Source organism: Halostagnicola kamekurae (assembly GCF_900116205.1).
Classification (GTDB): Archaea; Halobacteriota; Halobacteria; order Halobacteriales; family Natrialbaceae; genus Halostagnicola; species Halostagnicola kamekurae.
In genome coordinates, this window is the sequence record NZ_FOZS01000003.1 from 200,905 (window position 1) to 227,839 (window position 26,935).

Annotated in this window: 23 protein-coding genes and 1 pseudogene; 15 read left to right on the top strand and 9 right to left on the bottom strand. The window is 58.4% G+C overall.

All coding sequences use genetic code 11. The annotated features are described in order from the left end of the window. Positions 1 to 4 precede the first annotated feature (4 nt). Positions 5 to 391 (top strand): ThuA domain-containing protein, encoded by a 387-nt coding sequence (locus BM348_RS22220; RefSeq protein WP_217642025.1) that lies wholly within the window; start codon positions 5 to 7, stop codon positions 389 to 391. 49 nt (positions 392 to 440) lie between these two features. After that, a complete protein-coding gene (locus tag BM348_RS22225; protein ID WP_217642026.1) occupies positions 441 to 659 on the top strand; it encodes a ThuA domain-containing protein in 219 nt (72 codons plus the stop codon). Between the two features lie 51 nt (positions 660 to 710). On the opposite strand, the gene xacF is transcribed toward BM348_RS22225, so the two are convergent. Further along, a complete protein-coding gene (xacF, locus tag BM348_RS14900; RefSeq protein WP_092906402.1) occupies positions 711 to 2,159 on the bottom strand; it encodes a 2,5-dioxovalerate dehydrogenase in 1,449 nt (482 codons plus the stop codon). Between the two features lie 232 nt (positions 2,160 to 2,391). Here xacF and BM348_RS14905 point away from each other — a divergent pair, with 232 nt between their 5' ends. The 6 genes and pseudogenes from BM348_RS14905 to BM348_RS22445 all read left to right on the top strand — a co-directional run bounded on the left by BM348_RS14905 (position 2,392) and on the right by BM348_RS22445 (position 6,686). After that, complete coding sequence (locus tag BM348_RS14905) at positions 2,392 to 3,264, top strand: fumarylacetoacetate hydrolase family protein (protein ID WP_092905940.1); 873 nt, start codon at positions 2,392 to 2,394, stop codon at positions 3,262 to 3,264. Positions 3,265 to 3,463: 199 nt separating this feature from the next. After that, positions 3,464 to 4,225 carry an IclR family transcriptional regulator gene (locus BM348_RS14910; RefSeq protein WP_092905942.1) on the top strand — a complete coding sequence of 254 codons (762 nt, stop codon included), beginning with the start codon at positions 3,464 to 3,466 and terminating at the stop codon, positions 4,223 to 4,225. 341 nt (positions 4,226 to 4,566) lie between these two features. Further along, complete coding sequence (locus BM348_RS14915; protein WP_092906404.1) at positions 4,567 to 5,340, top strand: SDR family oxidoreductase; 774 nt, start codon at positions 4,567 to 4,569, stop codon at positions 5,338 to 5,340. Positions 5,341 to 5,654: 314 nt separating this feature from the next. Further along, positions 5,655 to 5,885, top strand: a complete 231-nt coding sequence (locus BM348_RS21875) for a hypothetical protein (protein WP_245779505.1) — start codon at positions 5,655 to 5,657, stop codon at positions 5,883 to 5,885. Beyond that, positions 5,828 to 6,396: pseudogene (locus BM348_RS14920) on the top strand (beta-L-arabinofuranosidase domain-containing protein); the annotation flags it as partial. The gene BM348_RS21875 and the pseudogene BM348_RS14920, both read left to right, overlap by 58 nt. Further along, a complete protein-coding gene (locus tag BM348_RS22445; protein WP_394328107.1) occupies positions 6,396 to 6,686 on the top strand; it encodes a family 4 glycosyl hydrolase in 291 nt (96 codons plus the stop codon). The pseudogene BM348_RS14920 and the gene BM348_RS22445, both read left to right, overlap by 1 nt. A gap of 679 nt (positions 6,687 to 7,365) precedes the next feature. Here BM348_RS22445 and BM348_RS14925 read toward each other — a convergent pair. From BM348_RS14925 to BM348_RS14940, 4 genes are all read right to left on the bottom strand, one after another. Next, on the bottom strand, positions 7,366 to 7,740 hold the full coding sequence (locus BM348_RS14925) for a VOC family protein (RefSeq protein ID WP_092905944.1): 375 nt from the start codon (positions 7,738 to 7,740) through the stop codon (positions 7,366 to 7,368). A gap of 60 nt (positions 7,741 to 7,800) precedes the next feature. Further along, positions 7,801 to 9,123, bottom strand: a complete 1,323-nt coding sequence (locus BM348_RS14930; RefSeq protein WP_092905946.1) for a glycerate kinase type-2 family protein — start codon at positions 9,121 to 9,123, stop codon at positions 7,801 to 7,803. Between the two features lie 187 nt (positions 9,124 to 9,310). Then, on the bottom strand, positions 9,311 to 10,324 hold the full coding sequence (locus BM348_RS14935) for a Bug family tripartite tricarboxylate transporter substrate binding protein (RefSeq protein WP_092905948.1): 1,014 nt from the start codon (positions 10,322 to 10,324) through the stop codon (positions 9,311 to 9,313). 275 nt (positions 10,325 to 10,599) lie between these two features. Further along, positions 10,600 to 11,772: an MFS transporter gene (locus tag BM348_RS14940; RefSeq protein ID WP_092905950.1), complete on the bottom strand. Its 1,173-nt coding sequence runs from the start codon at positions 11,770 to 11,772 to the stop codon at positions 10,600 to 10,602. 783 nt (positions 11,773 to 12,555) lie between these two features. Here BM348_RS14940 and BM348_RS14945 point away from each other — a divergent pair. The 5 genes from BM348_RS14945 to BM348_RS14960 all read left to right on the top strand — a co-directional run bounded on the left by BM348_RS14945 (position 12,556) and on the right by BM348_RS14960 (position 18,744). After that, positions 12,556 to 13,299 carry a type I 3-dehydroquinate dehydratase gene (locus tag BM348_RS14945; protein WP_092905952.1) on the top strand — a complete coding sequence of 248 codons (744 nt, stop codon included), beginning with the start codon at positions 12,556 to 12,558 and terminating at the stop codon, positions 13,297 to 13,299. A 1,221-nt stretch (positions 13,300 to 14,520) separates the two neighbouring features. Continuing rightward, positions 14,521 to 15,798 (top strand): orc1/cdc6 family replication initiation protein, encoded by a 1,278-nt coding sequence (locus tag BM348_RS14950; RefSeq protein ID WP_092905954.1) that lies wholly within the window; start codon positions 14,521 to 14,523, stop codon positions 15,796 to 15,798. Between the two features lie 294 nt (positions 15,799 to 16,092). Then, positions 16,093 to 16,359, top strand: coding sequence for a hypothetical protein (locus BM348_RS20665; protein WP_139231197.1), 267 nt, complete (start codon positions 16,093 to 16,095; stop codon positions 16,357 to 16,359). A 326-nt stretch (positions 16,360 to 16,685) separates the two neighbouring features. Then, entirely contained in the window at positions 16,686 to 17,399 is a 714-nt protein-coding gene (locus tag BM348_RS14955) for a ferredoxin--NADP reductase (RefSeq protein WP_092905955.1), read from the top strand. A gap of 343 nt (positions 17,400 to 17,742) precedes the next feature. After that, positions 17,743 to 18,744: a calcium/sodium antiporter gene (locus BM348_RS14960; RefSeq protein WP_092905957.1), complete on the top strand. Its 1,002-nt coding sequence runs from the start codon at positions 17,743 to 17,745 to the stop codon at positions 18,742 to 18,744. 187 nt (positions 18,745 to 18,931) lie between these two features. On the opposite strand, the gene BM348_RS14965 is transcribed toward BM348_RS14960, so the two are convergent. From BM348_RS14965 to BM348_RS14980, 4 genes are all read right to left on the bottom strand, one after another. Beyond that, positions 18,932 to 20,575, bottom strand: a complete 1,644-nt coding sequence (locus BM348_RS14965) for a DUF2070 family protein (RefSeq protein ID WP_092905959.1) — start codon at positions 20,573 to 20,575, stop codon at positions 18,932 to 18,934. 144 nt (positions 20,576 to 20,719) lie between these two features. Continuing rightward, entirely contained in the window at positions 20,720 to 21,490 is a 771-nt protein-coding gene (locus BM348_RS14970; protein WP_092905961.1) for an ABC transporter permease, read from the bottom strand. Further along, positions 21,487 to 22,539 (bottom strand): ATP-binding cassette domain-containing protein, encoded by a 1,053-nt coding sequence (locus BM348_RS14975; protein ID WP_092905963.1) that lies wholly within the window; start codon positions 22,537 to 22,539, stop codon positions 21,487 to 21,489. The genes BM348_RS14970 and BM348_RS14975 overlap by 4 nt, the downstream gene beginning before the upstream one ends. 179 nt (positions 22,540 to 22,718) lie before the next feature. Next, the gene (locus BM348_RS14980) at positions 22,719 to 24,041 is read right to left on the bottom strand and encodes a dicarboxylate/amino acid:cation symporter (protein ID WP_092905965.1); all 1,323 of its coding nucleotides are present in this window, start codon (positions 24,039 to 24,041) and stop codon (positions 22,719 to 22,721) included. 701 nt (positions 24,042 to 24,742) lie between these two features. Here BM348_RS14980 and BM348_RS14985 point away from each other — a divergent pair. Then, positions 24,743 to 25,516 carry an IclR family transcriptional regulator gene (locus BM348_RS14985; RefSeq protein WP_092905967.1) on the top strand — a complete coding sequence of 258 codons (774 nt, stop codon included), beginning with the start codon at positions 24,743 to 24,745 and terminating at the stop codon, positions 25,514 to 25,516. Positions 25,517 to 25,798: 282 nt separating this feature from the next. Beyond that, positions 25,799 to 26,932, top strand: a complete 1,134-nt coding sequence (locus tag BM348_RS14990) for an amidohydrolase family protein (RefSeq protein WP_092905969.1) — start codon at positions 25,799 to 25,801, stop codon at positions 26,930 to 26,932. The last annotated feature ends 3 nt before the right edge of the window (positions 26,933 to 26,935 follow it).

Consider the following 26,935-nt stretch of genomic DNA (forward strand, 5'->3'; position numbering starts at 1 on the left):
GGGGATGGTAATACACGAACCCAAAACCGTAGTTCTCGGCGGGAATCGGTTCCCGTTTCATCGAATCGAGCGACTCGGACCGGTCCTCGAGCGATCGCTGCGCGACCGCGGCATCGACGCGGAGGTAACCACCGATCGCGATGTTCTGCGCGCAGAACGAATCCGCGAGTACGACGCCGTCGTGGATATCACGACCGACAGCACGCTGAACGAGTCCCAGGAGTCCGGATTACGCTCGTTCGTCGAATCCGGTGGTGGTACGTCGGTATCCACGGCGCGGCGGACCTCACGACCACCACCGACGAACGGCTCGAGGAGGCGATCTCCGGGCTCCGCGAGCTCATCGGTGGGCACTTTCTCGGCCACCCCGAACAATCTGCGTTCGGCGTGAACGTCGTCGATAGCCCCACCCGATCACCGCCGATCTGGACGGGTTTACGGTGTGGGACGAACCCTACGTGCTCGAGTACGACGACGTGCGGGTGATCGCGCGCATGGATCATCCGGAAAACGGAGATATGCCGGTCCCGTGGGCCAAGTCGTTCGCCGACGGCCGTGTGTTCTACTGCTCGCTCGGACACGACCTTCCGGGGCTCAGAAACGACGGGGTTCAGAGGCTGCTCGAGCGGGGGATCCGCTGGGCCGCGAGAAACGAGTAATCGGAAGCGAGCGGCGGCAACCAATACGAAGAAAAGCAGCGGTTGAGATCCTTAGAACGTGTCGTAGACCGTCTTCTCGATCGTGTAGAAGTCGATTCCGGCGTCGCCCTGTTCGCGCCAGGTTTCGCTCGAGGACTGCTTGAACCCGCCGAACGGAACGTGCAGTTCGAGGCCGGTCGTCTTCGCGTTGATCTTGGCGACGCCCGCCTCGACTTCGCGAACGAACCGCTCGGCTTCCGTGTGGTCGTCCGTGACGATGCTCGCCGACAGGCCGTATTGGACGTCGTTGGCCGCCTCGACGCCCGCCTCGTAATCTTCGACTTCGATCACGGCGAGGACCGGACCGAAGACTTCCTCCTGTGCGATCTGGTAGTCGTTGTCGACGTCCGAGAAGACGGTCGGTTCGACGTAGTAGCCGTCCTCGAAGCGCTCGCCGTCGGGTTGGCCGCCGCCGGTCTCGAGGGTCGCCCCCTCCTGTTCTGCGACGTCGATGTACTCGAGGGTGCCCTCGAGTTCGCTCTCGGTCACCTGCGGGCCCATCTCGTACTCGTCGCCGGGACCGATTTCTATCGACTCAGCTTCGGCGACGACGGCGTCGACGAACTCGTCGTAGACGTCCGTGTGGACGATCGCACGGGAGCAGGCCGTACAGGCTTGGCCCGTAACGCCGAACGCGCCCGAGGCGACGATTTCGGCGGCCTCCTCGACGTCTGCACTGTCGGTGACGACCGTCGGATTCTTGCCGCCGAGTTCGGTCTGGACGCGCTTGCCGTCGTCGGTGGCCTTGTCGTAGACCATGTGACCGACTTCGCCGGAGCCGGTGAAGGATACCGCGTCGACGTCGTCGTGGGTGATGATCGCGTCGCCAACCGTGCTACCCGGACCGGTGACGACGTTCGCGACGCCGTCGGGGAGGCCGGCCTCGTCGAGGGCCTTGAACAACTCGAGCGCGACGCCCGGCGCGACCGACGCGGGGTTGAGCACGACGGCGTTGCCGGTCGCCAGCGCGGGTGCGAGCTTCCAGGCGGGGATCGCGATGGGATAGTTCCACGGCGTGATCAGCGCGGTGACGCCGACCGGTTCGTCGACGGTGTAGAGGTTCGTCCGCGGCCCGCTCGCGGATTTGACCGAGCCGCCGAGATCTCGGGTCTTCTCGGCGTAGTAATAGAAGATGTCGATCGCACGCTGGACTTCGCCGCCCGCTTCAGCGTGGGTTTTGCCCTCTTCACGAGTGAGTAGTTCGGTCAGTTCGTCCTTTCGGTCGGCCAGGATCGAACCGGCTTCCCGAAGGATCGCGCCGCGTTCGGGTGCCGGGGTGTTCGCCCACTCGGACTGGGCGGCCGCGGCGGCCTCAACGGCTGCGTTCGCGTCGTCGGTGCTCGACTGCTGATAGGTCGAGACGACCTCCGCGGGTGCGGATGGATCGGTCGTCTCGAAGGTGTCCGCCGTTTCTGTGTCGGTCCACGCGCCGCCTACGTAGTTTTGATAGCGTTCAGTCACGCGTGGCTCTTCGGGTTCTTCGTATACGGTTCTTATGATTTGGACATGATTCTCCGCCTCGAGTGTGAGTGCACGGGAGCGACGCCGACTGACGTGTCTGGTCCGGTGTTCGGGGAACGAGCCGGTATCGATGCCAATCGACACGACAACCGATGACGATCGACACGGCAATCGACGGTTGAAGGCGAGCACCAGACCTATTACGGATGCGACTAAAGGATCCGATACGCACATGCGATACCACCAGCTTCGCGAGGACGGAGCACCCCGCCTCGCGGTCGAAACGGCTGACGGAGTGTACGATCTCACTGCGGCGAAGTCGCGGTTGCGCTCGTTCGACGATCTGCTGTCTGCGGCCGACATCGCCGATCAGCCGATCGACGCGATCGCGGACCGACTCCTCGCGGACGCTGCAACGCTCTCGAGGGAGACGATCGACGAGCGGCGTTCCGGACCCCCGGTTTCGGCCGACGAAATCTGGGCGGCCGGCGTTACCTACCGGATCAGCGAGAAAGCGCGCCAGGCCGAAAGCTCGAAACCGGACATGTACATCGACGTCTACGAGAACGATCGACCGGAGATCTTCTTCAAGGCGACGCCGAACCGCACCGTCGGCCCCGACGAAGCGGTCGGCATTCGCGCCGACTCGGAGTGGGACGTGCCAGAGCCCGAACTCGGCATCGTCCTCGCCCGGGGCGAGATCGTCGGCTACACGGTCGGAAACGACATGAGTAGCCGATCGATTGAAGGAGAGAATCCTCTCTACCTGCCACAGGCGAAAGTGTACGATCGATGTTGCTCAATCGGGCCGTGCGTCCGGTCGGCCGATTCGATCGACGATCCGCACGATCTCGAGATGTGGATGACGATCACGCGCGACGGGGAGGTCCGGTACGACGAGTCGACGACCACGGCGCAGATGGTCCGGTCGGTCGAGGAACTGACCGAATACTTCGTCGCGCACAACGCCGTTCCCGACGTCGCCGTGTTACTAACCGGAACGTCGCTCGTCCCACAGGAGGGGTTCACGCTCCAGAAAGGCGACGTGGTCGAAATCGGGATCGAGGAGATCGGGACGCTCACGAACACAGTCGTCGAAGTCTGAGTTCTCGGAGACCGGTTCTCGAGCACCGAACCCGTTTTCGCTCGCCGATTCCACGAGCGACGGTGTCGCCACGGCACTCGAACGCACAGCGAGTCGCGAGCGCCAGTCGTTCCACCCTGAACGAACCAGGCCTCGAGATACGAAACGTGGTTTGCTATCAGAGAACAAATTATATGTAGGTCCGGTTTGATGTGAAGGTATGGCCGAATCGAACCATCCCGTTCGCACCGTCGGCAGAACCTTCGAGATTCTCGAGGTCATTCAAGAACTCGACGGTGCTGGCGTCTCGGAGATCGCAGAACGCGTCGACATCGGCAAGAGCGGCGTCCACAATCACCTCACGACGCTGACGAACTGCGAGTACGTCGACAAGGAAGGCGACGAGTACCACATCGGACTGGCGTTTCTCGGCCTCGGTGCCTACGCCAGGAACCGAACACCGATCTACGACACCGCACAGGGGCAGGCCGACAAACTCGCAGAGGAAACCGGCGAACTCGTCAACCTGCTCGTCGAAAAGAACGGCAGAGGGATTTACCTCTATCAGGCCAAAGGCGACAACGCGGTCGAACTCGACACGCACGAGGGGAAACGCGTCCCATTGCACTGTACGGGCCTCGGTAAAGCCATCCTCGGATACCGATCCGAATCGGAGGTAGAGCAGGTCATCGAAGAACACGGCCTCCCGAGAGAGACCCCACAGACGATCACGGATCGAGACGAACTCCACGACGAACTCGAGGAGATCCGCGAAAATCGGTACGCGATCGATCGGGAGGAACGACTCAACGGTCTGCGGTGTATCGCCGCGCCGATCACCGACGACGACGACCGGAGCGTGGCGGCCATCAGCGTCTCCTGTCCGGTCCACCGCGTCGGCGACGAACGGTTCTACGAGGACCTCCCCGAGACGGTCCTGGCGGCGGCGAACGTGATCGAACTCGAGCACAACTACTCCTGAACCGGGATCCCCATCGTAGTATCCGGTCGTACCAATGGGTGCGGTATCCGGTCGTATCGACGGCGGTAGTATCCGGGTTCGGCAGCGGGTCGCTGCGAGCGCTCGAACGACGTTCTGGCCACTGTTCGATGCGATCGATCGTCGCCTCCGTATGAACCGCTACACGTGCGTCAGTCATGCACTAATTTTACTCTTCCTCATAGCGATATGAATACTTCGGATCCCGGTCACTTCGCTGATCTGACTGGCGTCGATACAACAGGCGGTGACAACCGATGGAAAACGTCGGTCGACGGCAGGCGATGGAAACGTTGATGGTACAGCGCCAAAAGCGTGCGAACATGCAGGACTATTCACACGCGCCGGTTTCGGTCGCGGACAAGCGAGCGGTCATCGTCGGTGGTACGAGCGGGCTTGGACAGGCGATCGCGGTCGGTTTCGCAGCCGACGGCGCGGATGTCATCGCGACGAGTCGCAGCCAAGACGCGGTCGACGAAACCGCATCACTGCTCGAAGAACGGGGCGCAGATACTGCACGAGTGACCTGTGACGTGCTCGATCGAGACTCGCTCGAGAACGTCCGCGATGTCGCTCGAGAGACGTTCGGCGGCATCGATATCGTCGTCGCCTCGCAGGGGGCGATCTCGAGAGAGACGGTACTTGGAATCGAAGACGACGACTGGGAGTTCGTCACGGACGTTGCACTCGACGGCGTGCGGCGCGTGACGCAAGTGTTCGCGCCCGCGATGGACGACGGCGGGTCGATCATCAACATCTCCTCGCTGGCGGCGCGGCTCTCGATGGCGAACCTCCCGGCGTACTCCGCGGCCAAAGGCGGCGTCGAAGCCTTCACTCGAGCCTCGGCCAAGGAACTCGCACCTGAAGTTCGCGTCAACGCGATCGCGCCCGGGTTTTTCATCACACCACAGAACGCGGACACCTACGCCGAGGGGACCGAAAAACGCGAGAAGATCGACGACCGCACGCCGATGGGACGAGTCGGCGAGCGCGAAGAACTGATCGGGGCGGCGATCTATCTCTCGAGCGACGCGTCGTCGTTCGTCACGGGCGAAGTGCTCACCGTCGACGGCGGGTTCGCAGATAGCGCGTTCTGACGCTTCTCGATCCTACTTGAGGTATTGTTACCGGTCGAATGTCGACCGTAGTAGCCCACTAGTTCCGTACCCGTTGCGAGGGGGTGAGAAGTGGGAAACGTTACGGCAAACCATCGTGTTGCTCTGAGCCAATGGTAGACAGTTCCCGCGTGGAGTCAGTCGACCTGACCGACTATCGATCGACGATCAGTTCTAGAACGGCTGGATCGAGATGAACCGCGAGATCACACTCGAGTACCAGTACGAGCAACTCGAGCGGCTGTCTCGAGAACTTCCGTCGTGTCGCTTCCGGTGAGTCGAACGGATTCGAAGGGATGTGGTTCGCCGGCTCGAATGCGTACAAGTGGCTCGAGGCGGCCAGTTACGTGCTCGCGGGCGGAGATGTCGATTCCGACGCTTGGCTCGACGAAAGCCGTCGGAACGAACTCCGAGAACGAGTCGACGGCGTCATCGACCTCGGCGCGGTGCTCAGGAAGGTGACGGGTACATCAATACCTATTTCACTCTCGAGGAACCCGACGAGCGCTGGACGAACCTCAACATGATGCACGAACTCTACTGTGCGGGCCACCTTATCGAGGCGGCCGTCGCCCACTTTCGTGCGACGAGCGACTCGAGGTTACTCGACGTGGCGTCGCGGTTTGCCGACCACATCGACGCGCGGGTCGACGACGAATCGACGGTGCGCCGGGCCACCAAGAGATCGAACTGGCGCTGGTGAAACTCGCACGCGTTACCGACGAGCAACGCTACCTGACTCTCACAAAAACGTTCGTCGACCGGCGCGGGCGGAACGATCGGTTCGAACGGGAGTTTGAACGCGTCGAGTCGATCGCAAGGTACGCTCCCGAAGACGGCGACATCGCGACGGACGCCCGCGGCGCGTTCTACGAAGAAGACGAATACGACGGCTCGTACGCTCAGGCCCACGAGCCGTTTCGCGAACAAGAGACGGTCGAGGGGCACGCGGTTCGGACGATGTACTACTTCTCCTGGGTCGCGGACGTCGCCGCCGAAACCGGCGACAGAGAGTTGCTCGGGCGACTCGAGACGCTCTGGGAGAACATAACCAGCAGGCGAATGTACGTGACGGGCGGGATCGGCACGAGCGAACACGGCGAGCGTCGCCGAATGAATCTGAACGTCCCGAACGACGGCAGACGTATCACAACGTCCCCGACGACGCGCTCGTCGAAGTCCCCTATCCCGCAAACAGAACGGGCGTTCGCCCATACACAATCGGATACCTCCTGTCGCAGCTGGCAGCTCTCAACCGATCGAACGTCAACGGCCAATCGCTCGCCGTCGAAGCGGTACTCGAGCGAGACGAAAAACGGCTGCGATAGGCGGTGAAACTCGATCCGCTGACGAGTGCGGTCTGTTCGCTCGAGGAGATAGACGACCTGGTAGACGAGTTACTCGAGGCGAATGCAGCGTATCTCCCAGCATATAGCTAATCGTTTTTGAGAACGGTATTGTTTTATAAAAAATTTACTGTCACTATTTCAGAGCAGAGAGTTCTCCATAGGACAACGAGTTCAGTTACGTAAATCCGAGCACGGACCCACTGAAAACGGGTCGCTCGGACGATCACACTCGCCGGATGGGTCGAGACGAACGCTCAAGAGACGAATCGAGAAGAACTTCGACGAACAATTGTCCTGCCGTATCCACGGTCTCACTAGTAGTGATAGCACTTGAACCGGGTTTTAGTTACAATCGTAGGGATGTAATTCTAACTGTCGGGCGTCGCACTGATCGTCCGGATAGCAGACTGATTGGGAAAATCACGGGAAGGCAAAGTAGATCGGCAGTCTACGGGCGACTCAGCAGAGTTACCGTTCGAGCATCACACGACCGTACCAAACAGGCGAGAAACGTCGAATAGTGTCGGAGAAAGCCATAACGGAACAGTGCGAGTGGCCATACGGAATACACCTGAGATTCGACGGCCGAGCGGTGAACGGGAATAACGAACTGGATTCGTGGGAAACTTCGAAACCGGTAAGCAAGCCGTCCGCTCGACTACGATTGTTCGACCAGTTCGATAACGTAGCCGTCCGGATCTTCGATGAACGCAACGCGCGTGTCGACTGCATCGATGGTCGTCGGTTCAGTCACCACTGGACAGTCGGTTTCGTCCACGATCCTGTCTACCTCCTCGTCGACGTTCTCGACGCCGATTGCGAGGTGATCGATTCCGGAGGGATCGATCGGCTCCTCGCGGTTCTCGTCGTAGCGAAACTGGAGTTCACCGCCCGATCCGGTTCCGACGAAGTAGTTTCTGACATCGTCGCCTGGCCGCTTGAAATCCTTCGTGTGTTCGAATCCGAGCGATTCGTAGAAGGCTTTCGTCGCCTCAAGGTCCGACACTGCCATCGCGGTATGGAGTATTCCCATACCAGTACCGAATGTAACCAATCTACTTAAATGATCGTACTGCCGGCGAGGAGAGAACGGCTATTCGGTGACGAGCATGACGCGAAGATCGTTGACGTTCGTCCCCGTCTGTCCCGTGAAAAGCAGCGCGTTTCGGTCCTCGAGGTACGTGTACGCGTCGTTGTCGGCCAGCGCCGCGTGGGCCTCGATCCGGTCCGAAACCGTCTCGCTCGTAACGAGACTGCCCGCGGAGTCGGTCGGCCCGTCGATACCGTCCGTATCGGTCGCTGCCAGGACGACGTCCGACGGTAACTCGAGGGCCGCGCTCAACGCGAACTCTTGATTCGGGCCGCCGATGCCGTCGCCCGTGATCGTCACCGTCGTTTCGCCACCAGAGATGATGGCCGCGGGAGGAGACACCGGGTTTCCGGTGCGTCGAATCTCCTCGGCGATCGCGACGTGGGTCTTGGCGGCCGACTGGGTCTCCCCGCGCACGGACGTCGAGAGAATAACGGTCTCGAAGCCGGCCTCGTCGCAGACGTCCGCTGCGGCCGACGCTGCGGTGAAATTGTCCGCGAGAACCGACACCGAGACCGACTCGAATGCCGGGTCGCCGACGATCGGCGTCTCGTCTATCTCGCCGTTCGCGCCGGCGCGCAAGTGTTCGTCGACCGAGTCTGGCACGTCGACATCGTACGTCTGGAGGCCGCTCCGGGCGTCCTCGTAGGTTGTCTGATCCGGTGAAAGGGGGCCACTTGCGACCACAGAGGGATCGCCGGAGGTCACGTCGCTGAAGACGAGTCCGACGGCCGTCGCGGGCGCGAGTTCCCGTGCGAGTTGACCGCCTTTCAACGCGGAGACGTGCTTTCTGACCGTGTTGATCGTCGCGATGGGAGCCCCACTTCGCAAGAGCGCGTCCGTGAGCTTGCGAAGGTCCGACAGCGTGATCCCATCGACGGGGGCGGCAAGGAGGGCGCTGCCACCGCCGGTTATCGGCGCGAGGACGAGGGTGTCCTCGCCGCAGTCTCGAGCCTGTTCGATGAGTCGACCCGTCCCGTCGATGTTCGATTCGGTCGGCGTCGGGTGGTCGCCCTCGACCATCTCGATCGGGCCGGCCACGGCCGGATCGTCAGTGACGACGAGTCCACCAGCGAGGTGCTCGCCGAGTTCCACCGCCAGCGCACTGGCGACACGGCCCGCTGCGTTTCCGCCGCCGAGAACGCGAACCTCGTCGTAGTTCTTGAGATCGAACCGGTCCGAAGCGATCCGAAGTGTATCGTCGTCGACCGAGACCGTCTCGGAGATCACCGTCTGGGGATGGGCGGCGGTGATCCCGGCCTCGACGGCCTCGAGTGCTCGTTCGGCGGTCGGCGTTTCGGCCCGGACACGATGACGGTCGATCACGCTTCGTCGTAGGTGACACTGTGATATAAATTCTTGTTTCGCTTCTGTATCCGAAAACGAAGTTGCCTGTAAGAGCCGAATAGACCAGCGTCGATCACAAAACGGAGAATATCGTGCCTACCGTGATGGATCGGTACCCGGCGACAAGTCGAGCGAAAGAAATCGTCGAACGGTTCGACCGCGAGCGTTAAACCTGAATATCCAGTCTCTCAACAAGAGACCCGTAATATTCGTACTGTTCGTCGAGGTACTCTCGGAACTCCGAGGGACCGCGTTCGATTTTGGTAAAGTGATTGTCGTCGAGAAACGTCGAGAACTCCTCGTCGTCATAGACGGATTCGTAGACGCCGGCGATTTCTTCCTGGCGAGCTGTGGACATCCCGCCGGATCCGAAGTGGCCGAGCCAGGAACCGATCTGGATGTCGATCCCCTCGTCGACCATCGCCGGCGTATCCGGGAACGCGTCGAGTTGCTCGTCGTGCATCACACCCAGCGCGTCGAGTTCGCCCTCCGTGACCCGCGTTCGGACCTCCGGCGCACCGACGATGGTACAGTCGACTTCCTCGTCGGCAACCGCCGTAATCGCCGGATCGGCACCGTCGTGTGGAATGTAATCAAGTTCGATGTTCGCTTCAGCAGCGAAAGCAGCGCCGGCGAGGTGCCAGGACGAGCCGTTTCCAGACTGGGCCATCGAAACCTCACCTGGGTTATCAGCGGCGTAATCGACGAACTCCCCGAGCGAAGAAAAGTCGGAGTTTTCGTGGACGACGAGTGCCGCAGGCATCTCCGTGTACTGCATGATCGGCGTGATGTCATCCGGGCTCAGATCAGCCAGATCGAGGTGCTCATATAGCGTAATTTCGGGCGCCGCGACGCCAATCGTGTGTCCGCTATTGCCAGAATTTGCTGCCTCGTTCATACCGATCGAGCCGGATTCGCCCGTCTGGTTTGCGACGTTCCACGACACGTTGGTGTATGATTCGGCAGCCTCCGCGACTGCTCGACTCGTCCGGTCGGCACCACCGTCTTGCGCCCACGGGACGATTATCTCGATCTCTCGCGACGGCCACGCACTGGCTGACCGAAGTCGATTAAGACAACCAGCAGTCAGTGCGAGCCCGGATCCGCCGAGAGCTTTGATCGCGTTCCGACGGGTCAGTACACCGTTCCCACTTATATTGATACCGTGGGCGTCTACCATTATACTAGTGAATAATAGTCTGTTATTTTAAACCTTTCGAATAGAACTACGCTGCTTCCAGCGAGAAGAACGCAAACGGACCCGGTTCGGGAGCTCACTCGAGGGCAAGAACGGAAGCGAACAAGAATACCCTCGAGAGATGCCAATGTGACAGGACCAGTGTCGACCCATTAACTGTTGACCAAATCGAAACGGTCTGAAGACCAATACGACGCGAAAGACGCCGAGATCGACAGCGGAAAACGGATTGGTCGACCAACGTGTGGGCTACCGGATCAGTATCCGAGATCGAGTACGGAATTAGCAACGAGTAGGAGACAGACCACGGCGAGCAAAACTGCCAGAAAACCGATTGAAACGCCCCACCCGAATAGATCCGCAAGCAATCCGACGACGACGGAACCCGAGGCGGCGATCGTCATGTATACCGTTCTGAAGAGCCCGAATCCGAAGCTTCGCTCGGTTTCGGAGAGCCGATCCATCAACCGAGAGAAGACTGCTGCTCCCCATCCCATCCCGATTCCGAGCAGTAACGAGCCGACGACGAGCAGTGACAGTCTAGATCCCAGAACGAGGAGTCCGAAGCCAGCGATACCCGAAACCATACAGATGCCGATCGCGGGGTCGCGTCCGAACCGATCCGAAACGGCACCGACGCCGACCTGTAACACGCCCTGTGAAAGGAAGTACAGGCCGAACAAGATCCCCGCGACGGTCTTCGACAAGTCGTGATACTGGCCCAAAAACGCTGGCAAGAACGAGGCGATAGCCTGCCAGGTGAACTCCGTGATTATCGCGATCGTCCCCGTAAAGACAATCGGTGGCCGTGAGAGCAGCGTCCGTATCGGCTCGAGTCGAAACTGTTCGCGCATCGATCTATCGGGATTCGGTGGGTCGGTGGAACGAAGACGCCAGAACGCGAGGGCGAAAACGAGAAACGCGACGATCGCTGTGAGAAAGACGGCGGAGCGCCACCCATACCGAACGGCGACCCACGAGATGAGAATCGGCGTCGCCAGTCCCGCGAGCGGCGCACCGGAGTTGTGAATCCCGATTGCAGTACCGGTATCGTCGTAAATTCGGGTCAAAAGCGTTGTCGCCACGCTGTAGTGAAGTCCGGCGACGCCGCCGAGGAGCAGGACCCCGAGAACGAAGACGCCGAATCCCGGTGCGATTACGATGACGAGCGTCGTGACACCCGTTCCCGCGACCGAGAGTAGAATAACGAGCCGTTCGCCGTATCGGTCTGCGAGTATGCCACTAGGAAACTGCGTTAGCGCGTACGTGAGCCACATACACGTCAATGCAGCACCGATTAGTGTGCGAGAGACGTCGAATTCAGCCGCAATGTCGGTAACGACTGGACTTATCGCCAGTCGGCCGAACACCGTTACGAACAGTGCCAACGTACAGACGGCGAGAACTGTCTCACGGTATTTCCATCGCATCACTTACGTGCGATTTCGTGAGCAATGAGTAAACGTTTCGGAAATCTCTCGAGTCGGCACATACCACAAATCAATAGTATCGGTTTGGAATAACAATCCACAGAATTATGGTTTTATTTGCTCTAGTTTCGGAAAATAATCGTAGTTGATGAGAACTGTTCAGTGGTATACCTCAAGATAGCGTGTTCGAACTGCAGTTTGATTTGGTCTCTGGCACAACATTAATGTGGATTATCCACAATATATTAGAAGCAGATCACGAGTTTACATCCCAGGACTCTGGAGCTATGTGACCCCTTCGGTGCTGAGGCATAGCTTATTGGAGAGAGTGAACCATCTCATTTTCCCATATCTCAATCCCTCTCGTGTGTAAAATAGATCAATACCAAATTAGTTCCGGAGTATACCGATGATATATTATATTCATTCGACATCTGTGAAGAAATAGAATCGGTGAAATGGCAACCCACCGTCCGAGCACGTGCGTATCAAGTACTACCATTGCCCTACATACTATTGATTGTCCTTCACAATATACCTATTGCAGAATATTGATATTTATCTACTCAACTGCAGTGATTCTAATCACCTACATCCCCTGACGGTTTCGCCATTCCCAGAACGTGTCGGGTCTTTATGGGATGAGAAAAGCATTCCCGAGATGGTTCCGAGGCGATCACCGGAGATGATTACTAGAATAAGTCAGACCGAACACCCGAAATTGGGCGAGGGTAATTTAAATCGAATAGGAACATTTTATACCGTCGAGTGAGAAACCGTACCATGGACCGTGAGGAGTTCGCTCTTGCAGCGACTACGAATGATCTTACACGGGAGACAGAGGCTCGAGGGACGGCAGACGTTATCGAATTTCGAATGGACAAGGCCGACGAACCGCTCGCGCAACTCGAGGACTACGACGGTGAGTTACCGATCATCGCGACAAATCGGTCGCAGTGGTTCGGCGGCAACGCGATCGACCACGGGCGACTGGATCGATTGATGGAGGCGGCACGGTCTGATGCCGTCGAAATGGTCGATATCGAACTGGAAACCGCACGTGGCAAAGAGTGGGTTCTCGAGGAGTTTCGCGAAACGGATATCGACCTGATCATCTCGTTTCACGAGTTCGAGGAAACGCCGGATCAGTCGACGCTCGATGCGATCATCGAAGAGTGCGCCCGATATGGCGATATCGCGAAAGTCGCGACGTTCGCGAACGATCAGACGGACACGCTTCGAATGCTCACTGCGATCAATTCCGCGACGGAAAACGGGATTCAGATTGCCGGGATCTCGATGGGGGAGATCGGCAGTCACGTTCGCGTCCTCGGCCCGCTGTACGGTTCGAAACTTGGATACGCGCCGCTGGAAACCGACACGAGCGAATACGCACCTGGACAGATTTCGCTCCAGCGATTGCGGTCGCTCATTGAAGCGATAAAGCAGGGCGAAGCAGCGACGCAGATCATCGACGGCGTCGACGGAAAAACACCAGCATCACACGGATTTTCTCAGACGGACTAGTTTTCGGAAGAAGGATTCAGGATCTTTAGGGAGAGTGTAGTTCAGGGCATTTTTGAAGGAAGTTCGAGGCATTTTCGGAGGAAGTTCGAGATTTTTTAGGAGAGTAGTTCGGGCTTTGTCACTCGACCGGTGTGCTTCTTTGGAACTGTTGCTCTCAGAACGAACCGGGCCCACCGCTCGCCGTCGTCAGACACCACAATGTCCGCTGTTATTACCGAAGTCGGAAGCGAAATTTCGGGCGAACCGGAAGATTTGCGAGCAAAACCTGACGGAACGACAACAGCGGACACAGTGGTGTCAATCCGACGAAGACAACAGCGGACACAGTGGTGTTCGAACGGGGGTCGAAACACGTTTGTCGTACCTCGTGAACTCGATAGAACCACGAGAGAGAACCACGAATGCGATGACGATACGCTGTTAATTCTAGACTCGGAACGGACCGTTGAACTCAGAGCGTACGACACAGCCCCTGTAATCGAAAAGAGTTACGAAAGCTAAGGTGAAAGCGAAGCCGGATTCGAACGTGAATCGATCGTCTCGATGTCGACGCGATTCTGGACATTGATCTCGAGCTGCGGACTGTCGACAGACGAAGCGGGTTGCGTACCTAGAGATATTCGGATTGTGGTTTCGAAGTCGAGGGTATTCGGATGGGAGCTTCGAAACACACCACTGTGTCCGCTGTAGTGTGCTACTCGACTTTCAGAACAGCGGACATCGTGGTGTGGTGAGAAAGTACCTATCCTCCGATAGCGAGATCCGAAACTCCCACGACGGTGGCGAAGTAGAGATACGGCTCATACGAACCGGAGAACGGAGAAACGTTCACTGATGAAAGGACTGAGACCGATTCGGATTATTCTTAGATTGTTCGGAACACACCCACCCCACTTTGTCCGCTGTTCTCTCGAAATGGAGGGGTGGGATATGAGATAGTACGCCAACAGATTCTTTCCCATCACAAGAGGATTCATTTTGCTAATACACATCTACTACCAACTGATATAGTCCTAGTACGGACTAGCTAGTTACATTAGGTTATAAATCTTCTCCTCTTAATACTACTCCGAAACTCCACACCCACTCATCTTCACCGTTACAGCGGACATCATGGGGGGTGTGTGTCCCACCGATTAATATATAAAAGATAGAACAGCGGACACTCCGGACACGGTGGTTTTATAAACCATCGTGAGAATATATCATCTAAGAAAGCGAATGGGTCTGTTCGAACGCGACACGGAAATCTACAAAAACCGGGATGCACTGCGCGAGGACTATCAGCCCGAAGAACTCGTCGGACGGGACGAAGAGATTCAGATGTACCAGGCGTCACTCCAACCTGTTATCAACGGGGAGCAACCGAATAACGTCTTTCTCTACGGAAAGACTGGTGTCGGTAAAACGGCTGCAACCCGGTATCTCCTCTCGCATCTCGAGGAAGACGCGAACCAGTACGACGACATCGATCTCCACCTGACCTTTCTCAACTGCGACGGTCTGACGTCTTCGTATCAGATCGCGACGCGGCTGGTCAACGAACTCCGCGAGGAGACGAACCAGATCAGTACGACCGGGTATCCGCGGGCGACGGTCTACGAAATGCTGTGGGACGATCTCGACTCGATCGGTGGAACGAATTTGATCGTCTTAGACGAGGTCGACCACGTCGAAGACGATTCAATTCTGTACCAACTCCCGCGAGCGCGTGCAAACAACAATCTCACCGAAGCAAAGATCGGAATCATCGGCATCTCGAACGACTTTTCGTTCCGGGACGACCTCTCGCCGAAGGTCAAAAGCTCACTCTGTGAGCAGGAGATCCACTTTCCGGCCTACGACGCCGGCGATCTTCAGAAAATCCTCGAACAGCGGGCGGAGGTCGCGTTCCACGATGGGGTCATCGACGATGCGGTGATTCCGCTGTGTGCTGCCTACGGGGCGAAAGATGCGGGTGACGCCCGCCAGTCGATCGATCTGCTGATGAAAGCGGGCGATCTGGCTCGAGAGGAAGAGGTCGCCCAGGAGCAACAAGACGAGATCGTCATCACCGAAGAACACGTCGAGGCGGGTCGACACGACCTCGAGCGTGGTCGCATCGAGGAAGGGATCAACGGATTGACCCAGCACGGCCACCTCGTCCTCTATTCGCTGTTGACGTTACATCTCCAGAACGAGACCCCGATACGATCGCGCGACGTCCGACCTCGATACACCAATTTCGCCCAGCGGGCGGGACGCGACCCGCTGGTCCCTCGTCGCATGCGCGATCACCTCTCGGAGCTCGCGATGCTCGGACTCGTGTCCGTTACGGAGCGCAACGAGGGTCGCCGCGGTGGGACGTACCGCGAGTATACCCTCGATATGGACATCGAACTGATCCTCTCTGCCCTCGACGACGTGCTCGATGACGTCGGGATACACGACTCAGTTCAACGATATTTGACCGATAGCGAGTCACCCGATGGCGACACGTCGTTGTCGGAATTTCAGTAACGGGACTCCTTCGATTTCAGCAACGAGGCTTTTTCGTCCGAAAGCTTCACACGCGAGACCGTCTCCGATCAACACCAGTATGTCCGCAGTAATTCCACGGACTGCGGTACTCCCACGGACTGCAGTAACTCCTGTGGTGGAGATATACTGTGAAACAGACAGGGTGTCATAGAACAGTTCGCATGCCCTCTCTGTGACTACTCGAGGAACGGTAAGTAGAGATGAACTACTCACTGGCCGTTGAAAGTCATACAGAGCGGACAATTTTTCACGCTCCTTCTATTTCAATCCATTATGAACCGACCATCTGTCTTTTATGGGTTTTCAGCAATTCTGGGAATAGCAATTGGTGTGGACGGCTTTATTTCGGGAACAACGGATGGTTTTGGTATTTTTGTCATGTTGGTGTGCGGTGGTGGAGCCCTGCTTGTCATCACATCACTGTACAAGACATTCTCAACTGACCCATCAGAGTTCCAAGTGCCGTTCTACGCTATTCTTGTAATGGGTCTTTGCGCCCTCATGGCCCTTCTCAGCGTCGTTCTACAGGTCGCCGGTTGAATACTCAGAGTACTCCTATCATATTGGTTTAAAAATAAAATTGTTTTTCACTTCAGGATTGCGAGTGAAGAGTTCGCAGGTATAGTGAACAGATAATTCAGTTCGGATAGGACGAAAGGAACTCCATGTAGATTGCACTATTCTTCCTCTTGAAACACATTCAATACGAACTTACCAGATCGTTAACCCTAAATCTGTTCATCTGACTCTCGTTCTGTTCCTCCGACTCTAATTTTGTCCGTCTACCGACATCTCCAAACTATGGTTGTTACTCAGTCTCATACGGGCTATTTTTCCGTCTGATCTGTGTATATCGGTGTGGTCCGATGACGCGAACCGCCACTCTCGTCGACACGTACCGCCTCGCGCCGCAAGTGAAAGGGTTTCGACTCCGTATTTCCGGTGAATCCCTCGAGTTCGATCCCGGACAACACACGACGGTCCAGTTCGAGGCCGACGGCAAGGAGGTCGTGCGGCCCTACAGTCCCACGACCCTTCCCGGCACCGACGAGTTCGCACTCGCGATCAAGCGCTACGACGACGGCCTCGCATCTTCGTACATGCATAGCCGATCTCCGGGTGACGAAATCGAAATCGGGGAGTTCGAGGGAAACCTTTCTCTCGAGGATCCGGACCGCGATATCGCCCTGCTCGCGAGCGGAACCGGTCTCACGCCGCTGCTTTCGATCCTCAGACAGTACGCGCGTGTCGGGAGCGGCGACGCACACCTCGTCTTCGGCGAGCGGACAAGTGACTCGATCTTCCATCGGAGCACGTTAGAGGAGCTCGCGGCGACGTACGCCTCCGTCGAGACGACCTACACGCTCTCGGATCCGGAGTGGGACTGGCTCGACCGGACCGGCTACGTACAGGAGCACCTCGAGGACCTCTTCGACGATTTCGAGTCCCGGGACTTCTACGTCTGTGGCGTCCCCGGTATGGTCGTCGAGACGGAAGACGAGCTCCGCGACCTCGGTACGCCGGAGGAACGGATCCACAGCGAGGGGTGGGAAGACGACGCAGTCGCTGAGGATTCGTGAACCCACTCGCCTCGAAACACATGGCGTGAACCGCCTCGGGGTCAAGTGGTTCGAGACGCCAAAGGCGTCTCGTCACTAAGCGAGATCGGAGATCCCGCGAGGTCCGCGAACCCGAAGGGTTCGCTTGATCCCGAAAGACTTCGTCTTTCGGACGACTCCGAGGCACTCGGCTTGCTCCGCCTGTAGAGGCACCGCTCCAGTAGCCAAGGTGGGCGAGATTTTATCCAATTAGATGCTGAAAACTCTACTACTGTACTTCACTGGCCACTGCACAAACATAATGCGAATTCACTGACCATTGCACAAATATGTCGAGAACTACCCTTGCTGAGTACGAGACCGGATGATAGACGGCGGACTCGTTGCACTCGTCACGTTGGCTCTGAGCATCGTGGTCCTATGGATCGGTGCGGAGGTGTTCGTGTCCCACGCGGCCAGAGTGGCGCGGCGCTTCGGCCTCTCGGAGCTGGTCGTCGGCCTCACAGTGGTCGCGATGGGAACCTCGGCACCGGAGGCTGCCGTCAGTGTCGACGCCGCGCTCGCCGGAAACGGTGACATCGCGGTAGCGAACGTCGTCGGCTCGAACCTCTTTAACATCGGAATCGTGCTCGGCGGGATCGCGGCCATCGTCGGCGTTCGAAGCTCAGCTCGGATGGTCCGCCGAGACGGAACGGCGATGGTACTTTCGACGCTGCTGCTGTTGGCGGTCCTGTGGGACCTCCGGGTTACCCGTCTCGAAGGGGTCGCCCTGCTCGTTGCGTTCGTCGGCTATATCGCAATTCTGTTCGTCCGACCGGACGAATTGGAGGAAGATCCAATAAACGAACGGGGGGAGGGTTTGATGGACGAACCGGTAGAAGATTCGACGGACGAACCCGTGGAAGATCCAATGGACGAACGCGGGGCAACGTGGCGGACGGCTCTCCTTCTCGTCGGCGGGCTCGGCACCATCGTCGTCGGTGCACACTTCCTCGTGGAATCGGCAGTGGCCGTCGCCGAGTCGGCAGGCCTCTCCGAGTGGGTCATCGGGGAAACCATCGTCGCAGTCGGTACTTCCACCCCGGAGATCGTCGCTTCCGTTGCCGCCGCCCGGAAGGGAATGGGCGATATCTCCGCCGGCAACCTCATCGGGAGTAACGTCTTCAATGCGCTGTTCGTTCTGGGCGTCACGTCGACGCTCACGCCTATCGCAATCGCAGCGACCGCCATCGGAACCACGGTCTGGCTGCTTGGTCTCTCCGTGCTCACCGCTTTGCTGCTCGGAACGGACAGGAAGTTAGGGCGACTCGAGGGAGCGACGCTCATGGCGATCAACTTGGGCCGGTGGATACTCGACGTGGTGTAGTCACGGCCCCTCCATCAACCGACGCTTCTCGACCGAACGCGTTTCCCAACGAATTCGAACCAGCCAACCCGCTAACAGCGGACGCGGTGGTGTTCGAACGCCGGCAGTGACGCCCTCGAGCCCGTTTCCAGACGGTGAGAACAGACGACGGAGTACGACCGATACCATGATAGATTGCAGGCCGTTCTCAGAACACCAGTACTATCAGTAACAGATAGAACGCCGCGAGCGAGATGAGGATGAGCCTGATGATGATGTTCACGCTGAAAACGAGACCGCTGTAATCGAGCTTGAGCAACCGCACCGGGTCGGATTGCCGGTTCGTGAGGCCGATACGCGCATTCGAGACGTTCTCGGAGGCGTTTTGAATAACCCCCTCGACCACGTCCGTTTCGACTTCGTCCATGTTCGCGAGTTCGTACACCGACGCGTGGGTATCCGTCGAGAACAAAATCACTTCGTCGAACTCGTTCTCGAGTCGCTCGCGCAGCGCTCGCAGGTCGTCGGTGACGCCGTTCGTGTCGGTTCCGAAGACGAGGGTCGTCTGGGAGTCTACTTCTTCGACCAGCGCGACGACCGGATCCCCGTCGCAGTCGACGTCGAAACCGGCCTCGTACTCGTACGTGTCGAGACCGTCGAGCGTTTCGAGGAAATCGTCGAAGTATCGCTTGAGTCGCGCGGCTTCTTCGGTTCCGTACTGGATCTCCGTATCCATCTCCGCGTGAATGTGGTGGTTGTGCATGTCCACCAGCAACACGTCATCTCTCGAGACGTCTCCCATGAAGATGCCCGGGTGATAGTCGTCTATTCCCTCGGCTTCGAAGAAGACGATCTTCGAGTCGTCGACGGTGCGCCCGTAAAAACGGACGTCGTCGTAGTCTTTCGAATACAGCCTCGAGGCGCGGGCCGTTTTCTCGGGTTCTCCGACGGCTTCTAGTATCTTCGTAGCGTCGGCTGGGTCGGCGAGGTCCTCTTTGTGCGTACAGGGGACGTGGAGGAAGAATCCGGCTCCGGTTTCGTTCAGGCTCTCGATCACTTCCTGACTGAGCTCGCCGCCGCCGAACCCGCCGAGCGGACCGGGGTGAACCCAGGGGGCGGCGAGCGTGAGCGAACGGCCGTTGTCGACTTCCAACGTCTGAACGTCGGGTTTCGAGATGTAACCCAGATCCAACGCCGATCGTTCGCCTTTCAGGAGGCTCGAGGTGAGTTCGAACGCCGAAACGTTCGCGTTGCTTCCGATCAGGTAGTCGAACACTTTCAGGACGAGAACGAGAAACGCGACGACGCCGAGCAAGACACCGAAGTGGAGGAGGATCACGGAATCTTCGATACCGACGGCTCGTCCGATGAAGACCTGAAATACGCCGATCAACAGAAGCGGCTGGAGAATCGAAACTGGAATTATCCGTTTCAATCGCTCGTGACCGACCGAGACGGTCAGTACGAGTACGTTCGTGAGACTCACCGTAATCAGCGCCAGCCAGATGATCCGCCAGGCGTTCGAGCCGGTGTCGGCACCGGAGAGGATCAGCGCATAGACGAAGACGAACAGCTGATTCGTCAGGGCGAGGAAATAACTCCAGTGACGGGGGTAGTCCGGGAGCACGTGATAGAAGAGTTCGGCGGGGACGAACGAGGGGACGAAATAGACCGAGAGCGCGATGAGCGGGATGATTCCGGGGAGCAATTCGACCGGCGCGAACGTGTTGAACGACAGGTACGTCACCGCCGCGTACACGGGACTCAAAACGACCATCGCCGCGATCTGAACGGGAAGCGGTGGGAGACTGAAGACGATGTGCTTGAAGATGTCGACGTTGTCAGCGCCCATCGTTACTCACCCATCGGCGGTGCCCTGTTTGAGGCCATCGTACTGTGACCTTCGTCCCATCGGAAGTATCTCTTTCCGTTTCAAGTGAACCCCTCGAGTCGAGTTTCGGCCGACCCTCGAGTCTCGAACCGGATCTCGACTCCTTCACACGGCTTCGACGCGCTCGAAGAGATACGTCCCGACGGCGACCATGATACCCGAAGAGAGCACGAGCGCCCCGAAGTCGAGGGCGACCGGATACGTCGAGCTACCGACCAGCACCGCGCGCAAGCCGTCGACGCCGTAGGTCAGCGGATTGGCCAGCGCGAGCACCTGAACCGGCTCGGGGAAACTCGAGATGGGGTATATCGCGCCCGAGAGGAAAAAGAGCGGGAAGATGATGAATTGAACGACGAGGCCGAATCCCTCGCTGTCGCTGAACTGAGACGCGAGCGCCACGCCGAATCCGACGAAGGTGATCGCGATCAACACGAGAAAGACGACGGCGACCGGCAACGAGAGCGGGTTCGCGATCTCGAAGCCGAGCGGTATCGAGAGCAGGAGGATGAGGGTCGCCTGCACGAGCGCTGTCGTCGACCCGCCGGCGATTCGACCGAGGACGATAGAGGTGCGGCTTATCGGTGCGACCAGGATCTCCTTGAGAAAGCCGACGTCCTGGTCCGAAAGGATCGACAGACCGGCGAACGACGCACCGAACAACATCGTGAACCCGACCATTCCGGGGACGAGAAACTGGAGGTACTCGACGTCGTCGGGGAGGCCCGGAATAGCTGCTCCGTCGAATCCGAACGCCAGGAAGACGAGAAAGAGAAACGGCATCGCGATCGAGCCAATGATCCGAGACGGCGTGCGAACGAATCGTTTGAGATCGCGCAGCCAGAGCGCGTAGATTCCAAGGGGATCGACGACGTTCATTCGTCGTTCCCTCCGTGGACCGATTCGGACCGGCCGTCTACGGCACGCTGGTGTGGAGTTCCGTCACCGGTCGGTTCGATAATCTCCTCTCCAGAACGTTCGTGGGACGCTTCACGGGAGGCGATCGTATCGCCCGTCAACGAGAGGAACACCGTTTCCAGATTCGGCCGGTGAATGTCGACGGACGTGATCTGTGCGTCGACCTCGTCGGCCAGGTGAACGAGATCCGCGATCCGGTCTTCGCCGCGTTCGACCGTGACGTTGACGCCACTTTCAGTTCTCGTGTACTCGACGGCCCACGGCCGGTCCTCGAGGCGGTCGCGGAACGCCGACACCGATCCATCGACGGCAAGCGAGACGACGCTTCCGCCGAGATCCGCCTTGAGCGCTTCGGGCGAATCGATCGCGGCGATTTCGCCGTCGTCGACGATCGCGACGCGGTCACAGAGGTGTTCTGCCTCTTCAATATAGTGGGTGGTCAGAACGATCGAGACGCCGTCGTCCGCGTTCATCCGCTGGATGTATTCCCAGGTGTCCCGTCGGGTGCGAGCGTCGAGACCGGCGGTCGGCTCGTCGAGAAAGAGCACCGCAGGTTTGTGTAACAACCCGCGGCCGATCTCGAGTCGCCGTTTCATGCCGCCGGAGTACGTCCCGACGCGATCGTCTCGGACGTCCGTGAGTCCGACGAGCTCGAGCACCTCGTCGATCCGTGCCGTCCGTTCGCGTCGCCCCATTCCGTAGAGCCGGGCGTGGAAGGCGAGGTTCTCTTCGCCGGTGAGTTCCTCGTCGAGGGTCTGTTCCTGGAAGACGACCCCGATGCTGTTGCGAACGGCCCCCATCTCCGAACTGACGTCGTAGCCGTTTACCCTTGCAGTTCCCGTAGTCGGGCCCAGGAGGGTAACGAGCACGTTAATGAGAGTCGACTTGCCCGCGCCGTTCGGCCCGAGGAGACCGAACAGCTCCCCGTCGTCGACCGTAAACGAGAGGTCGTCGACAGCTGTCACGTCTCCGAACGTTCGGGTCAACTCGTCGACTTGTATCGCAGCCATGGGCGGGAAATTACGATTAACTACTCGGTCAGGACGTAAGAAAGCATTGAACAGCCAACTCGATTCGGGCACTTTGCGATCCGCGCCGCGTGAATACGTTCGATTAACGAATGCGAATTGACTACAAACTTGGATCGACGTACGAATCGACTGCGAATACGGATCGCACGCGGGTTCGGTCAATCGTCGTTCGTGGTACTGACCGGCTCCTCGCGCAATCCGCTGGCTCCGTCAGCCCAGACGCCGGCAGTGAGGTCGATCGCATCGTTCCACTTCGCGACCACCGTGGTCACTGCGAGGTCGCCCGCGATATTGTTCATCGTTCGGAGTCGATCGAGCAGCGGATCGATACCCGCGATCATTCCGATCACCTCGAGCGGCAGTCCGGCCTGGGTCAACACCGCGGACATCATGACCAGACTCGCGCTTGGGACGCCAGCGGTGCCGATACTTGCGAGCAGCGCCGTAAGCAGGATCGTCACCTGTTCGACAAGCGTCAGGGAGACGCCTGCGATGTTCGCAGCGAAGATGGCGACGATACCGAGGTACATCGACGTTCCGTCCATGTTGACGGTCGCACCGAGCGGCAGCGAAAAGCCGTACACCCGCTCTTTGATGCGGAGGTTTTCGTCCGCGTTCGACATGGTGACCGGCAGCGTCGCCGTCGACGAACGGATGCTGAGGGCGGTGATGAGCGCCTCTTTGGTGCCTCGGATAAAATCCAGCGGGGACTCGCCAACGGCCCCGCGAACGATTACGAGGAGGTAGACGAGCGTGATCTGGATCCCGACCGCGAGGACGAGCGTCAGCGAGAGCATGAGGTACGCTTCGATAACCGCGAGGCCGATTTCGCCGAACAGGGCCGCCATCAGCGCGAACACGCCGAGAACGCCGAACTCCATCACGCCCCAGACGATTTTGAACATCACCTCCGCGCCGGCGTCGACCACGTCGAAGATAGTCTCGATCCCGTTTCGAACGGCCGAATCGGGCTCGACTTCTTCTCGAACGATCGTCATCCCGAGACCGAAGATCAGCGTGAAAAAGATGATCGAGAGGATGTTCCCCTCCGCGAGCGCAGTCATCGGGTTCGCGGGAACGATCGCGAACAACTGATCGACGATCGACGGCGTCTGTTCGGTTTCGACCGAAGTCTCTTCGATCACCATCCCGGCGCCGGGATTTATCAGGTTGCTCACGGCGAGTCCGATTCCGATCGCGATAGCGGTCGTTATCAGGTACAGAACCGTGACCTGCCCGCCGATCTTCCCGAGATTCTTCGGAGACAGCTCTCTCGTCGCCATCAACAGCGTGAACACGATGATCGGGACGATGACCATCTCGAGCAATCGGATAAACAGGTCGCCGAGAGGCTGTAGCTCCGTCGCCGCCGGACCGACGGCCAACCCGACGATCGCACCGAGAACGAACGCCGCGCCGATCCGGTAGACGATCGGTACTGACCGATATCGTCGCCACACGGACGTGAATCTCTTTGCCATCTTTCAGTATCTGTATTTTTAGAAAGCTGTATAATGTTTTCGCTCCACTATCTGTATGGAATCCGTTTTGAATTTCGTTTCGAAGACAGACGAATGGTCGATGATTCATCGGCCACTCGGCCCCAGCGGAATCACAATTATCTATACCCTCTCAAATTGACAAACCCAAATATAAATAACATTTCTTATCGTTCTGGATGAAGTGACCACGAAACTCACGCTCGAGACAAATCCGAACTATTCGGTCAGCGAGTCGCCGGTAGTCGTTCCTATTTCGCTTGAAACGTGCTGTTCGTGCTTTTTCCGCGACGAAACGTCGATCTAGAAGACGATGTGAACCGTCAGCCGACTACTGTGGTTCGTTCGAGTGATAGAGGAGAAATACGCCGCATGGACTATATACCGCCGGACAAACGACACCCGAGATGATATTGGGTGCGATCTGAACGCGCTCGCTTCGTATCTCCGAAACAGACAATCAGCGCGCGATGTGTGTGGTGATCTAATTGTAACCGAATAATTGGCTATCAGACCATATATAGAACCCATCAGATTAATATTGCATATTGCGCCCGTAGAAACATTTCCTCGATCATCTATTTTCGAGCGAATGCCGTCGGTTCCTTTCGCTCGATCGGGTCAGGTGAACGGAATCCGATCGTCTCCAAAAGAATTTAGCTGGTCGTCTGCGTTTCGAGCGTATGACACCGGGCGACGGTCCAAATCGACGGGTTAAAACGACCGATACAGTCGTCGAAATCGTCGGCACGCTCCAGTCGATGAACAGTGCGACGCTGGCCGAACTGGCCGCCGAACTGCCCTACGCGAAGAGCACCATACACAGCCACCTCGCGACCCTTGAGAGCAACGAATACGTGGTCCAACGCGAGGACGAGTACGAACTCGGTCTCAAATTTCTCGAACACGGGATGTTCGTCAAAGACACGTACCAGATCTCGCGGATCGGCGCCCCGATTCTCGAGGATCTCGCCGAGGCGACCGGTGAAGTGGCCTGGACCATCGTCGAAGAGCACGGAAAGGCGGTCTACCTCGATAAGGCGATGGGCGACAACGCGGTGCAGACCCACGCGCGGGTCGGTGGTCGGGCGCGCTTGCACCACCTCGCGACCGGCAAGCTGATTCTCGCGTACCTCCCCGACGAGCGCGTCCGGGAGATTATCGACCGGCACGGCCTTCCCGAACTGACGCCACACACGATCACGGATCCGGCGGAGCTCCGGGAAGAACTCGAGCAAATCCGCGCGGACGGCATCGCACTCAACAACAAGGAAACGATCGATGGGGTGCGAGCGATCGGTGCGCCCGTACTGAACGACGGATCGATCGCAGGTGCACTCTGCGTGTCTGGCCCCGCGAACCGGCTCACGGTCGGGCGCTGTCACGACGAGATCAAACCGAAACTGCTCGAGGCCACGAACGAACTCGAACTCACGCTTCAGTATCCGCCGAACTGAGTCGCCATCGTCGATACGTCTCACTCGAGTGCGAACGCTCCCCATCGATCCGAGCTTCATTCGGTAACTCCGAACGCAGCGACCACACTATTACATGTATACGTCTGTAACGGACAGCGGACCCGCTCGACTGGCGTCTCGTTCTGGACCAGAGACTGTTTTATTTCTCTGCTGGGATTCGGTAATTCCGACCGAGAGCGCTCAAAGCAACCAATATCTCTGCTTTTAGCGATCGTAACCAACCACAAGCTTCATTATCGACGGTTAGATATAGCGATGTGTATGGAAACATCAGTCAAGCGCTTAGACGCCGACCGAGAGGTCCCGGCGGAGGCGTTCGACGACGAGATCGTCGACGTCGACTTCCACGTCAATCCGCTCGAGGACGAACTGCTGTCCTACGTCGAGGACGACCGGGCACTCGATAAGTTGACGACAGAGTTCGGTCCGACTCCGCTGATGGGCAAGTGGGACGCCGCCTACGGCATCAAAGAAGGACAGGAGGGGCTGTTCACGCAGGGCCGCGCGAAGTACGCCGAAGATGTCCACGAGGCCTGTGAGGGACTCGCCGTCGACGAACCCATCGTCAATCCGGGGATTAACAATCTGAACCATCAGCACCATCCCGTTCTGAAGAACGCCATCGCCCAGGCTGCGAACGATTACATGCTCGATCACTTCGCGGACGAGGGCGTCTCCACCTCGATGATGATTCCGAAGTGGGACACCGAGTACGCCGTCGACGAGATCGAACGCGTCGCAGACGAGGATAACATCGTGGCGGCCTACTCGTGGTTCGATCCGAAAATACCGTGGGGCAACGAGCAGTTCGACCCCGTCTTCGAAGCCCTCGTCGAACACGACCTCCCGCTGTTGCTCCACGGCTCGCTCGCGTACTGGCCCCAGCACTCCTACATCGGCGACGACATGCTGACGTGGACCGAGGTCCTCGGCTTCGACTGGCCGATCCACGCCATGGTAAACGTGGTCAATATGATCATGCGCGGCGTCTTCGACAAGTATCCGGACCTCGACGTCGTGATTCAGGAAGGCGGACACTGGTGGGTGCCGTTCCTCCGCTACCGGATGGACGAGTTCTACGAAATGCACCCCGAAGACATCCAGATCACGCCTCGCAAGATGGAGTCGGGCGGCACGTACCTCGAGCGAACGCCCAGCGAGTACCTCCGGGACAACATCTACCTCTGCACCCAACCGTTCGCGCTGCCGCGAAACGCGGGGGCCGCCGAGAATCTCCTCGACCTTTCGATGGCCGACGACATGTTCATCTACTCGAGCGACTGGCCCCACCAGACGCTCGACCCGCCGACGTGGTTCTACACGTCGCGGGCGTTCGACGACTACACGCGAGAGCAGATCCTCAGCGGAAACGCCAACAAAATACTCGATATCTAGAAA